Here is a 12,090-nt window from a genome sequence, read left to right as displayed (position 1 = left end):
GGAACCCCACCGGAGGCGGGGTTTGTTCCGGGATCAGAGGATCGCGCCGGGGTTGAGGATGCCGTGCGGGTCGAGGGCGTCCTTGACGCGACGGGTCAGGTCCATCACCTCGGGGCCCAGTTGATCCGGGAGCCATGCCTTCTTCAGCCGTCCGACCCCGTGTTCGCCGGTGATGGTGCCGCCCATCCCGATGGCCAGATCCATGATCTCGCCGAAGGCGCGGTGGGCGCGGGCGGTCTGGTCGGGGTCGTCGGGGTTGTAGACGATCAGCGGGTGGGTGTTGCCGTCGCCGGCGTGCGCGATCACCGAGACGGTCACCTCGTTGCGGTCGGCGATCTCGGCGATACCGGTGACCAGTTCGCCCAGGCGGGGGAGCGGCACGCCGACATCCTCGAGCAGCAGCGGACCGATCTTCTCCACCGCCGGTATCGCGAAGCGCCGGGCGGCGGTGAAGGCCTCGCCCTCCTCGGGGTCGGCGGTGTGGAAGGCTTCGGTGGCCCCCGCGGCCCGGCAGGCGTCCAGCATGATCTTCGCCTCGTGGGCGGCGTGCTCGCCGGGTGCGTCGGAGCGCGCGACCAGCAGGCCTGCCGCTCGGCGGTCCAGGCCCATCCGGAGTTCGTCCTCGACCGCGTTGATCGCGACGGAATCCATGAATTCGAGCATCGCCGGACGCAGCGCCCCGGTGACGGCGAGGATCGCCTCGGTCGCGGCGGCGAGGGTCGAGAAGGAGGCCACGACGGTGCTCTGCGCGGGCTGGGCCGGCAGCAGGCGCAGGGTGAGTTCGGTGATCACGCCGAGGGTGCCCTCGCTGCCGACGAACATCTTGGTCAGCGACAGGCCCGCCGAATCCTTGAGTCGCGGACCACCCAGGCGCACCACGGTGCCTTCGGCCAGCACCACCTCCATCCCGAGCACGTAATCGGTGGTCACGCCGTATTTCACGCAGCACAGACCACCGGCGTTGGTGGCGGCGTTACCACCGATCGAGCAGATCTCGAACGAGGAGGGGTCCGGCGGGTACCACAGCCCGTATTCCGCGACCGCCCGCTTGACCTCGGCGTTCAGCAGGCCCGGCTGGACGACGGCGGTCCGCGTGACCGGGTCGACGCTGATCTCGCGCATCCGTTCGGTACTGAGCACGATCCCGTCGTCCACGGCCGTCGACCCACCCGAGAGCCCGGATCCGGCACCGCGCGGCACCACGGGCACCCGGTGCTCGTTCGCCCAGCGCAGTGTCGCGCTGATATCGGCGGTACTGCTCGCCCGGACCACCGCCGCGGGTGTTCCGGCGGCGGGGTCCTTGGCCCAGTCGTGGCGATATCCGGCGAGTAGGTCCGGGTCGGTGAGCACCGCGCCCTCGGGTAGCTGATCGATCAGTTCACGCAGGTCCACGTCCTCACGCTAGCCGTTCCGGGGCGGCTGCCGAACCTGCTCGGCGAGCTACATCCCGCTCACGGCCGATGATCCCGCGGCGACTGCCGCCCGGACCTCCTCCTCCACCAGATCGGCGTTGATCTGCGCCCCCGCCATCGCGCCTGCTGCGGCGGCGGCGCCGACCTGCGCGGTCAGTTCGGTGACGTTGCCCGCGGCCCAGACCCCGGGCACCTCGGTGCGCCCGGTCGCGTCGGCCGGGATATAGCGTCCGACTCCGGCCGGATGGTCGATCGCGGGCAGTCCCAGGCTGTTCAGGAAACCGGCCCGGGCGACCATCCGGGTGCCGACTGCCACCACATCGCGGGCGACGACCTCGCCGTCCGCGAGACGCAGTCCGGTGATGCCGCCCGATCCGTGTTCGACCGCGGTGACCTTTCCGGTCACCACCCGGATACCGCGGGCGGCCATCCGCTCGGCCTCGTCGGCGGTGGGTTCGGGGCCGTCGTGGGTGAAGAACACGACATCGTCGCTGAGCTGCCGGAACAACTGCACCTGGTGTTGCGACATCGGACCGGTGTTCAGCACGCCGATCGCGCGGTCGCGGACCTCCCAGCCGTGGCAGTACGGGCAGTGCACGACATCGTGACCCCAGCGTTCGCGCAGGCCGGGGATATCCGGGAGCTCATCGGTGAGCCCGGTGGTCACCAGCAGCCGCCGGGCCCGGACGCGGCGCCCGTCGGCCAGGGCGATCGAGAAACCGTCGCCGTCACGCACCGCCTCGGTGATCTCTCCGGACACCACGTGCCCGCCGTAGCGCCGGACTTCCTCCCGGCCCCGGGCCACCAGTTCCGCGGGCGGCATACCGTCGCGGGCCAGTAACCCGTGCACTCCTTCGGCGGGAGCGTTGCGCGGTTGCCCGGCGTCGATCACCACTACCGACCGCCGGGAGCGAGCCAGCATCAACGCGCCGTTCAGGCCGGCCGCCCCACCACCGGCCACCACCACGTCGTACGAGTTCTCCAGTTCTTCGGTCACCCTGACCACCTCCTTGCCGACGACTATCCGCACGGGACGAATTATTGGCAAGGAAATTTGCTCCAATAGCAATTTGTGAGCCGGCTTCCGAGCCCGAAGTGCCGAGCCGCGTGACCTGGGGCCGGACCGTGCGCGTGGCCGGCCGGGAGGGAAGAAGCAGGTGCCGCTCCGTTTCCCGGCCGCTCACCTCCCCGTCACCTGACCCTGCGAGGCTGGCCGCGTGCACGGTGTGGCGACGAACCCCGAGACATGGGCGAGCCGATTCGCCCGGTGGTGCGAGGCAGTGGTCGCCCGGCTGCCCTGGGGGCTGGACCGGGTGGTGCCGCCGACCTTCCTCGGGTTCGCCCTCATCAACACCTTCACCTTCGGGGTCGATCTGGTCATCCTCACCGGTATGCGCAGTGGGCTCGGGCTGCCCGGCTGGCTGTCGGTGTCGGTGGGTTATGTCTGCGCCTTCGCGCTGGCGTTCTACCTGAACCGGACCCTCAACTTCCGCTCCCACGCCCCGGCCGGACGACAGGCAGCGGTGTACACCGTGGTGGTCGTGATCAACTATCTCGCCTTCATCCTGGGCGTCGGTGCGGGGCTGGCGGCGCTGGGCGTGCAGTATCACCTGTCGCGGCTGGCCGCGGGCGCCTGTGAAGCGGTGTACATGTACTCGGCCATGCGCTGGGTGGTGTTCCGGCGCCGCTGAATCCGCACCTCGACGGAATCGCCGGCGAAACCCGGTCAGGCGGTGCGGAGTCGCAGTTCGCTCCCGGTGCGGACGAGTACATCGTCATCGGTCAGCGCCCAGTGTGCGGTGCCCGCGGCCCGCAAACCGGCGGCGAGGGCGTTACCCGCGCCGTCCGGATCGGTGCGCGAATCGATATGTGGGACGATCACCCGGTCGACGAGGCCGAGCCCCTCCCAGATCGGATCGATCCCGCATACCGGTCGCACCTCCGCCGGATCGTCGGAGGTCTCCAGACCGCGCAGATGCGGACCCAGGACACAGGCGCCCGCGCTGTACCCGGCGTAGACCAGAGCGTCGGCGGTGAGCAGGTCCGGAATGATCCGGTCGGCACCGCAGCGCGCGAATTGGGCGCGCAGCACGAAGGTGTTGCCGCCGCGGACCCATACCGTGGGGAAGCGCCGCAGCGTCCGCTCCAGTTCCGCCGGACGTCCGGCGTAGTCGCGCAGGTCCACTTCTTCGGGCGCGTAGCCCTGCTTCCGCAACGGCACCAGTTCGCTGGTCAGCGCGGCATCGCGGGCCTGCGGCCAGGAGTCGCAGGCATTCGCGATCACCGCGATCGGCCCCGGTCCGCCGGTCAGGTGGGCGAACTCGGCGTAGTGGGCGCCGAACCGGTAGGAGGCCAGGAACAGTCGCATCTCAGATGGTGAAGGCGAGGTTCCGCACGATCCGGTGGCCCAGTTCGGCATCGCCACCGAAGGTCACCCGCTCCAGCACCTTCTCGGGATTCACCCGGCCCCCGCCCAGCCGTACCAGCAGACCCGAATCGAGGGTGACGGTCGCGGTGGCGTCGGCGGTGGGCGCCGGCACGTAGCGGGCCCGTTCCGCGACCTCGATATACAGAGTCCGGGCCAGCGGGCCGGTCACCTCGAAGGTGATCAGCGATCCCGCGGGCGCCCCGCCCCGTTTCGCCACCACCCGCGGCAGGGACTGCGCGAACTCCGCGAAGGCGGCGTCACCGCGCGCCCCGCCCTCGTCGACCGCGATGCCGAGCGCATCGGCGATATCGAGTTCGTGCATCCAGCAGTCGAACAGCCGGACCCGCATGAACCGGGCGTAGGGCACTTCGCCCACCGGCGACGGTCCGGGCGCGAGCCAGGCCGCCTCGTCCATCGCGGCCAGCGCCGCGCGGCGGCGCCCGGTCACGTCGCGGTACCGGTCCAAGAGTTGCGTGCCCGGCAGCGGGCGCAAGCGCTGCAACCAGATCTCGTTGAATTTCCCGATCTCGTTGCGGACATGCGGCAGGGTGGCGACATCGACGTCCGCGGTCTGCGGATCACGCGCCGGCGGTTTCTCCCCGAGCAGCATCGACTCGGTGCCGATCACATGGCCGATCACATCGAATACCGTCCACCCCGGCAGCGGGGACGGGGTTCGCCACTGCTGCTCGGGGAGGTCGGCGACCAGTTCGGCGAGCGCGTCGAACTGCTCGGCGAGTAGCGCCGTGAGGGTTGCGTGGTCGGGTAGTCCGGTCATCAGGTTGCCTTCCGTGGGCTGTTCGGAATTCGTCCGTATGCTCGCCGAAGCCGAACGGCTAGCCGGTATCGGGTTCGCTCCGGCTCGCCAGGGCGGCGCGGAGGGCGGCGGCGACCTGGGCGGGCCCGTGCGGCCGGCGCAGCAGCAGCCCGGCCGCGAACCGGAACTTGTCGCCGTGGTTGCGCGGGAGCACGTGCAGATGGACGTGGCCTACCGTTTGGAATGCCGCCTTACCATCGTTGATCAGCAGATTCGCGCCATCCGCGCCGAATTCGGGACCCTGTACGGCCCGGGCGATCCGGTGGCCCACCCGGAACAGGTCGGCGCCGGTCTCGGCGTCCAGTTCGGACAGATCCGTGGCGTGCCGCTTCGGGATCACCAGGGTGTGCCCGCGGGTGATGGGCCGGATATCGAGGAACGCGCAGACGATGTCGTCCTCGTACACCCGGTGCGCGGGCGCTGTTCCGGCCACGATCCGGCAGAAAACGCAGTCACTCACACGGGGGACTCTACGGCGTAAGGCCGCACCCGGGCCTCGCACCGGGCAACCGGGTTCGCAAACTTTTCAAGCCGGGCGGCCGGTACGGCTCGATATGTCCTGTGAACTGTCTTTACCTTTGTTAAAACTACCCCCGTCCGCAGGCGAATGTGACGGGCATCTCAGCTAATCTCACTTCGGCCGATGTACGGTTGCCAGGATTTCGGGCGGTGGTGTTCACGAACACCTCCGCCCGGCGCCGTGATCGGCGGCCTAGCACAGTGGAGAGGGAAGTCAGACAAGTGGAGACAACGCAGACCGTAGGCGATTCGTCGCCGCGCGGGGCGCGTGTCGGTGTCGTACGCGAGACCGGCGCGGGCGAGCGCCGGGTTGCCCTGGTGCCGAAGATCATTCCGACCCTGGTGAAACAGGGCCTGGAAGTCGTGGTCGAAACCGGTGCCGGGCTGGGCGCGCTCATTCCCGATACCGCCTACACCGAGGCCGGTGCCACGATCGGCGACCCCTGGTCGGCCGATGTGGTCGTCAAGGTCGCGCCGCCCAGCGATACCGAGGTGGGCACACTGTCCTCGGGACAGACCCTCATCGGGTTCCTCGCGCCGCGTAACGCCGACAACCAGATCGACGCTCTGAAAAAGGCGGGGGTGCAGGCCTTCGCGGTGGAGGCCATCCCCCGTATTTCCCGGGCCCAGGTGATGGACGCGCTGTCCTCCCAGGCCAATGTCGCCGGTTACAAGGCGGTTCTGCTGGCCGCGTCGGAGTCGACCCGGTTCTTCCCCATGCTGACCACCGCCGCCGGCACCGTGAAACCGGCGACCGTCCTGGTTCTGGGCGTCGGTGTGGCGGGCCTGCAGGCCCTGGCCACCGCCAAACGGCTCGGCGGCCGCACCACCGGCTACGACGTGCGGCCCGAGGTCGCCGATCAGGTGCGCTCGGTCGGTGCCCAGTGGCTGGATCTCGGTATCGACGCCGCCGGTGAGGGCGGATACGCCCGCGAACTCACCGATGCGGAGAAGGAGAAGCAGCAGCAGGCGCTCGAGGACGCCATCAAGGGATTCGACGTGGTCATCACGACCGCGCTGGTGCCCGGACGCCCGGCGCCGCGCCTGGTGACCGCCGCCGCGGTCGAGGGGATGAAACCGGGCAGCGTCATCGTCGACCTGGCCGGGGAGACCGGCGGCAACTGCGAACTCACCGAACCGGGCGAGACCGTGGTCAAGCACGAGGTGACGATCTGCTCGCCGCTGAACCTGCCCGCCACCATGCCCGAGCACGCCAGCGAACTGTATTCCAAGAACATCGCCGCGCTGCTGGAACTGATGGTCACCGACGGGCAGCTGACCCCGGACTTCTCCGACCAGGTGCTGGCCGACTCCTGCGTCACCCGTGACGCCGAACCGACTACGAAGGCCGAATGATGTACAGCGAGCTCTTGGCGAATATCGCGATTCTGGTGCTGTCCGGATTCGTGGGTTTTGCGGTGATCTCCAAGGTCCCCAACACCCTGCACACTCCGCTGATGTCGGGAACCAACGCCATTCACGGCATCGTCGTGCTGGGCGCGCTGGTCACTCTCGGGCGGATGGAGGACCCGTCACTCGGGGTACAGATCATCCTGTTCGTGGCCCTGGTGTTCGGAACGCTGAACGTGATCGGCGGCTTCGTGGTGACCGACCGGATGCTGGGCATGTTCAAAGGCAAGAAGCCCGCAGCGGGTGCCGAGAAGGCAGGTAAGTGACCCATGGACAATCTGGTCGATATCCTCTACATCCTGTCCTTCGCCCTCTTCATCTACGGCCTGATGGGTCTGACCGGCCCGAAGACCGCGGTCCGGGGTAACTGGATCGCCGCGGCCGGTATGGCGCTCGCCGTGATCGCCACGCTCATCGCCGTACGCGATACCAGCAATTGGATCCTCATCGTCGCGGGCCTCGTGATCGGTGTGGCCCTGGGTGTGCCGCCCGCCCTGCGGACCAAGATGACCGCCATGCCGCAGCTGGTGGCCGCGTTCAACGGTGTCGGCGGTGGCACGGTCGCGCTGATCGCGTGGGCCGAGTTCATCGACACCACCGGGTTCTCGGTATTCCATCACGGCGAGGAACCGACGGTGCACATCATCGTCGGCTCGCTGTTCGCGGCGATCATCGGCTCGATCTCGTTCTGGGGTTCGCTCATCGCGTTCGGCAAACTGCAGGAGATCCTGCCGGGTAAACCCATCGGGCTCGGCAAACTCCAGCAGCCGGTGAACCTGCTGCTGGCGGTGGTCGCGATCGCCGCCGCGATCGTCATCGGCCTGGGTGCCTCCGACGGCGGCGTCTCGCAGTGGTGGATGGTCGGCCTGCTGCTGGCCGCCGGTGTACTCGGCCTCATGGTGGTGCTGCCGATCGGCGGCGCCGATATGCCCGTGGTGATCTCGCTGCTCAACGCCCTCACCGGACTGTCGGCCGCGGCCGCCGGTCTGGCGCTGAACAACACCGCCATGATCGTGGCCGGCATGATCGTCGGCGCGTCGGGCACCATCCTCACCAACCTGATGGCCAAGGCGATGAACCGTTCCATCCCCGCGATCGTCGCGGGTGGTTTCGGGGGCGGCGGCGGTACCGCCGCGGCCGCCGGTGACGGTGCCCAGAAGCAGGCCAAGGCCACCTCCGCCGCGGATGCCGCCATCCAGATGGCCTACGCCAACCAGGTGATCGTGGTGCCCGGCTACGGGATGGCGGTCGCCCAGGCCCAGCACGCGGTCAAGGAGATGGCGGGTCTGCTGGAAGCCAAGGGTGTGGAGGTCAAATACGCCATCCATCCCGTGGCCGGACGGATGCCCGGTCATATGAACGTGCTCCTGGCCGAGGCCGAGGTCTCCTACGACGCCATGAAGGAAATGGACGATATCAACGGCGAATTCGGCCGCACCGATGTCGCCCTGGTCATCGGCGCCAATGACGTCACCAACCCCGCCGCGCGCGAGGATTCGGCCAGCCCGATCTACGGGATGCCGGTCCTCAATGTCGACCAGGCGCGATCGGTGATCGTGCTGAAACGTTCGATGAACAGCGGTTTCGCCGGTATCGACAACCCGCTCTTCTACGCCGACCATACGTCGATGCTGTTCGGCGACGCGAAGAAATCGGTCGGCGCGGTCACGGAGGAACTGAAAGCGCTGTAGCGGTTCTCGCTGTAGGCCCCGGTGCGCGGCTCGGTCGATCCGCCGAGTCGCCCCGGGGTCTTCTTCGGCATCCGGAGGCGGCACGAAATCATCGAGGACGCGACCGGTAAGGGAATCGAGACCGTGCCGCTGGTCGAATTGTCCATGGCATCGGCGGGTCCGGATCCACGCTGAACGACGGCTCAACGGCCCCGATCGGGAAAATCGCTGGACGGCGCGGCCTCGGCGGGTCGATCATGGTCGGCGATGCCGGACCGCAACGAACCACTGCGCCTGATCGAATTCGACAGCGCCGCTACCGACCCCGCCGACGCCCTGCCCTGGTCGGCGGTCCTCGATTCCTATTCCAACCCCCGCGATGTGCTCGATATGCTGCTGCATACGCTGTTCGGCCGCGGTGTGCAGCCGTTCTACCGGAAGAAGCAGCTGGACCGCGTGCGCGCCGAGGCACCGCTGCGCCCAGCGGGTTCGCAGATCTCCCGTTCCGTCACGGAGTCCGAATCGAGCGCGTTTCTCGTGCTGGGGGACGGCTGGACGCTGCGGGCCGATCGCTGGACGGATAAATCCGCGACGATCGAGGTCGTCGCGGTCAGCGACGAACTCGCGCAGCGCGTGCTCACCGTATCGGCCCACGAGGCCGAGGAACCGCCCGGCGATGAGCGGACCACGGTGAAGATGGGGTTCTGGCATCAGGGCGAACACGGGGCGAATCGGCGCGTGATGCCGGTGTCGACCCCCGAATGGGCGGAGATCCGCGGCAACTACAGCGGGTCCGTGGCCGGTGCGCTGGACCGGCTGATGGCATTGCGCCCGGAAGATATCCGCGGCCGCCTGCTCCTGCTGCACGGACCGCCCGGCACCGGAAAGACCACGGCGCTGCGGGCCCTCGCCCGGTCGTGGTCCGGGTGGTGCCAATCCGACTGTGTCCTCGATCCGGAAGTACTGTTCGCCAAACCCGGCTACCTGATGCGCGCGGCCATGGGCGCCGAAGGGGAGGACGAGGAGTCGGACCGCTGGCGGATGCTGATTCTCGAGGACTGCGACGAACTGATCCACGGTGAGGCGAAATCCACTTCCGGTCAGGGTCTTTCCCGGCTGCTCAACCTCACCGACGGCATGCTGGGACAGGGGCGCGACGTCCTGGTCGCGATCAGCACCAACGAAGACCTCGCCCGGCTGCACCCGGCGGTCACGCGGCCGGGTCGTTGCCTGGCTCAGGTGGAGATCGGAAAGCTGACGGGATCCGAGGCCCGGGCCTGGCTGGATGGAACGCCCGGTGATGTCCCGGACGGGGGTGCCACCCTCGCCGAGCTGGTCGCGCTGCGCGACGGTGCCCCGGCCATCGCCGTCCGTGCGCCGGAGGCCGACGGCGGGATGTATCTGTAGACCCTGGTCACGAGTGTTCGCCGGCTTGTCCGGGGCACGGCTATCGTTGGCGGGGTGGATGCATTGGCGGCCCTGCTCGAAGGCCCACGGGCGCGGGGTGCGTTTCTGCTGCGTTCCCTGCTCAGCCCGCCCTGGTCGCTGCGGATCCAGGACGAATCACCGCTCACGCTGGTGGCGATGGTCCGCGGCTGGGCCTGGGTGTGCACCGACGACGGTGCGCAGCGACGGATCGAGGCCGGTGACGTCGGGGTGTTCCGGGGGCCGCGGCCGTACACCGTCGCGGACGACCCCGGCTCCGAACCGCAGATCCTCATCAACCCGGGGCAGGTCACCACGACCACGAGCGGCGAAATCCTCTGCGAGACCATGAGTCTCGGGGTGCGGGAATGGGGTAACGACCCCGACGGGGACACCGTGATGGTCACCGGCTCCTACGAACAGGTGGGGGCTGTCGGCCGGCGGCTGCTGCGGGCGCTGCCGGAGATGCTGGTGGTGCCGCGCGGCCGGTCCGATGAACGGCTGGTGGGCCTGCTGGTCGACGAAACCGTCAAAGATCTGCCGGCGCAGAGTGTCGTGCTGGACCGGCTGCTGGATCTGCTGCTCATCGCGACCCTGCGCACCTGGTTCTCCGGGAACGAGGCCCCGCCCTGGTACCACGCCTACGGTGACCCGCTGGTCGGTAAGGCGCTGCGGCTACTGCAACACAACCCCGCCCACGCCTGGACGGTGGCCGATCTGGCCCATGAGGCCGGTGCGTCACGGGCTGCCCTGGCGCGGCGGTTCACCGAATTGGTCGGGGAATCGCCGATGGCCTTCCTCACCGAGTGGCGGCTGGATCTGGCGGCCGATCTGCTGCAGGGCACCGACGACACCGTGGAGGCCATCGCCCGCCGTGTCGGTTACGGCAGCGCGTTCGCGCTGAGCACGGCGTTCAAACGGCAATTCGGGGTGAGCCCGCGCGACCACCGGCTCGGCGCCGCGGCCGCCGCGGTGCCCTCGGCCGGCTGATCACGGTATCGTCGGCCGGGTGACGCAGCAGTATCCGGTGCTCTGGCCGGTGCCCACCCGGTGGGCCGATAACGACCACTACGGGCACGTGAACAACGTGACCTACTACGCGTACTTCGATACCGCGGTCAACGCGTGGCTGATCGACGCGACCGGCACCGATATCCGCGAACTGCCCGCTATCGGCATCGTCGCGGAGACCTCCTGCCGCTTCCACGCCTCGCTGAGCTTCCCCGACCGGCTCCGGGTCGGATTGCGGATCGCGCGGCTCGGCCGCTCCAGCATCACCTACGATCTGGCGATCTTCCGGGAGGCGGGCGACGATCTGGAATTGGCCGCGACCGGGAAATTCGTGCACGTCTACGTGGACGAGACCACCCGCAAACCCGTCGATATCCCCGAGGTCATCCGGACCGCCGCCCAGACGCTGGTCACCGGCGAAGGGGAATAGCCGGAGATCCCCGGCCACGGCGGCGCGTTCGCCGACTCCGGCGGCCCGGGCCGGCGCGCGTGGAGTCGTCACCGGGCCTACCGGGATTCCCGGAGCGGCCGGGGGAATACCGGGAGTTCAGGATCCCGGACTCTCCAGGGCGTGCTGGAAGCGCCGCATCCCCCGGATCCAGCGGTCGTAGTCCGACCCCTTGTGCTGGTACATCGTCAGGACCTCCGGATGCGGCAGGATCAGGAACTGCCCCGCCGCCACCCCGGCCAGTACGGTGTCGGCGACCGCTTCGGGGCTGAGTACGGCGCCCGCGGATTTCACCGCGTCGATGGCCAGGCGGCCCGCCGCGGCGTTGTTCTCGGGGATCATGCCCTCGCGCAGGAGTGCGGTGTCCACGCCCATGGGGCAGATACAGCTCACGCCGATACCTTTGTCGCCGTAGGTGACCGACAGCCATTCGGCGAAGCCGACGGCCGCGTGTTTGGAGACCGAGTACGGCGCCGAGCCGAGTTGGGTGAGCAGGCCGGCCGCCGAGGCGGTGCTCACGAAATGGCCGCTGCCGCGTTCGAGCCAGCGGGGCACCAGCAGCCGGGCGGCCCGGATGTGCGCCAGGGTGTTGATCTCCAGTGCGGCCGTCCACTGGGCGTCGGTGCTGTCGAGTCCCGCACCGCCGCCGATACCGGCGTTGGCGAAGTACAGGTCGACCGGGCCGAAGGACTTCTCCGCGGTGTCGATCAGTCGCTGGATCACGTCGGGGTCGGCGGCGTCGCCGCCGGCGGAGACCGCGGCCGCGCCGATTTCGCCGGCCACCTGGGCGGCGGTGGCGGGGTCGAGGTCGGATACGACGACCCGGGCGCCGTGGTCGGCGAGCCGGTGCGCGAGTGCGGCGCCGATGCCGGAACCGCCGCCGGTGACGATCGCTGTCCGGCCCGAGAAGTGGTCCGGCGCTGTCCCTGAGTTCTGCATGGGGGAACCAT

13 protein-coding genes are annotated in these 12,090 nt (G+C 69.0%); 7 read left to right on the top strand and 6 right to left on the bottom strand.

The window, feature by feature from the left end; all coding sequences use genetic code 11:
* Positions 1-33: 33 nt before the first annotated feature.
* Together AB0F41_RS12305 and AB0F41_RS12300 are read right to left on the bottom strand one after the other, a co-directional pair.
* On the bottom strand, positions 34-1,392 hold the full coding sequence (locus tag AB0F41_RS12305) for an FAD-linked oxidase C-terminal domain-containing protein (RefSeq protein WP_357422912.1): 1,359 nt from the start codon (positions 1,390-1,392) through the stop codon (positions 34-36).
* A gap of 48 nt (positions 1,393-1,440) precedes the next feature.
* On the bottom strand, positions 1,441-2,442 hold the full coding sequence (locus AB0F41_RS12300) for an NAD(P)/FAD-dependent oxidoreductase (RefSeq protein WP_357422910.1): 1,002 nt from the start codon (positions 2,440-2,442) through the stop codon (positions 1,441-1,443).
* Positions 2,443-2,638: 196 nt separating this feature from the next.
* Here AB0F41_RS12300 and AB0F41_RS12295 point away from each other — a divergent pair, with 196 nt between their 5' ends.
* Entirely contained in the window at positions 2,639-3,103 is a 465-nt protein-coding gene (locus AB0F41_RS12295) for a GtrA family protein (protein ID WP_357422908.1), read from the top strand.
* 35 nt (positions 3,104-3,138) lie between these two features.
* Here the strand turns inward: AB0F41_RS12295 and AB0F41_RS12290 are convergent, their stop codons facing one another.
* From AB0F41_RS12290 to AB0F41_RS12280, 3 genes are read right to left on the bottom strand one after another with little or no spacing between them, the layout of a single operon-like run.
* Positions 3,139-3,780, bottom strand: coding sequence for a Type 1 glutamine amidotransferase-like domain-containing protein (locus AB0F41_RS12290; RefSeq protein ID WP_357422906.1), 642 nt, complete (start codon positions 3,778-3,780; stop codon positions 3,139-3,141).
* Position 3,781: 1 nt separating this feature from the next.
* The gene (locus AB0F41_RS12285) at positions 3,782-4,618 is read right to left on the bottom strand and encodes a maleylpyruvate isomerase family mycothiol-dependent enzyme (RefSeq protein ID WP_357422904.1); all 837 of its coding nucleotides are present in this window, start codon (positions 4,616-4,618) and stop codon (positions 3,782-3,784) included.
* A 58-nt stretch (positions 4,619-4,676) separates the two neighbouring features.
* Positions 4,677-5,117 (bottom strand): HIT family protein, encoded by a 441-nt coding sequence (locus AB0F41_RS12280; RefSeq protein ID WP_357422902.1) that lies wholly within the window; start codon positions 5,115-5,117, stop codon positions 4,677-4,679.
* Positions 5,118-5,398: 281 nt separating this feature from the next.
* Here AB0F41_RS12280 and AB0F41_RS12275 point away from each other — a divergent pair, with 281 nt between their 5' ends.
* From AB0F41_RS12275 to AB0F41_RS12250, 6 genes are all read left to right on the top strand, one after another.
* Complete coding sequence (locus tag AB0F41_RS12275) at positions 5,399-6,532, top strand: Re/Si-specific NAD(P)(+) transhydrogenase subunit alpha (protein WP_357422900.1); 1,134 nt, start codon at positions 5,399-5,401, stop codon at positions 6,530-6,532.
* A complete protein-coding gene (locus tag AB0F41_RS12270) occupies positions 6,532-6,852 on the top strand; it encodes an NAD(P) transhydrogenase subunit alpha (protein WP_357423009.1) in 321 nt (106 codons plus the stop codon). The genes AB0F41_RS12275 and AB0F41_RS12270 overlap by 1 nt, the downstream gene beginning before the upstream one ends.
* Positions 6,853-6,855: 3 nt before the next feature.
* A complete protein-coding gene (locus tag AB0F41_RS12265) occupies positions 6,856-8,277 on the top strand; it encodes an NAD(P)(+) transhydrogenase (Re/Si-specific) subunit beta (RefSeq protein ID WP_357422898.1) in 1,422 nt (473 codons plus the stop codon).
* A gap of 246 nt (positions 8,278-8,523) precedes the next feature.
* Entirely contained in the window at positions 8,524-9,663 is a 1,140-nt protein-coding gene (locus tag AB0F41_RS12260) for a DUF5925 domain-containing protein (protein ID WP_357422896.1), read from the top strand.
* A 54-nt stretch (positions 9,664-9,717) separates the two neighbouring features.
* Positions 9,718-10,671: an AraC family transcriptional regulator gene (locus tag AB0F41_RS12255; RefSeq protein WP_357422894.1), complete on the top strand. Its 954-nt coding sequence runs from the start codon at positions 9,718-9,720 to the stop codon at positions 10,669-10,671.
* Positions 10,672-10,690: 19 nt separating this feature from the next.
* On the top strand, positions 10,691-11,122 hold the full coding sequence (locus tag AB0F41_RS12250) for a thioesterase family protein (RefSeq protein ID WP_357422892.1): 432 nt from the start codon (positions 10,691-10,693) through the stop codon (positions 11,120-11,122).
* Positions 11,123-11,239: 117 nt separating this feature from the next.
* On the opposite strand, the gene AB0F41_RS12245 is transcribed toward AB0F41_RS12250, so the two are convergent.
* Positions 11,240-12,079: an SDR family oxidoreductase gene (locus AB0F41_RS12245; protein ID WP_357422890.1), complete on the bottom strand. Its 840-nt coding sequence runs from the start codon at positions 12,077-12,079 to the stop codon at positions 11,240-11,242.
* Positions 12,080-12,090 lie beyond the last annotated feature (11 nt).

The sequence above is a fragment of the Nocardia sp. NPDC024068 genome (assembly GCF_040638875.1).
Lineage (GTDB): Bacteria > Actinomycetota > Actinomycetes > Mycobacteriales > Mycobacteriaceae > Nocardia.
Note: the sequence above shows the minus strand (reverse complement) of the source record. Positions and strands in the feature narration are given on the sequence as shown.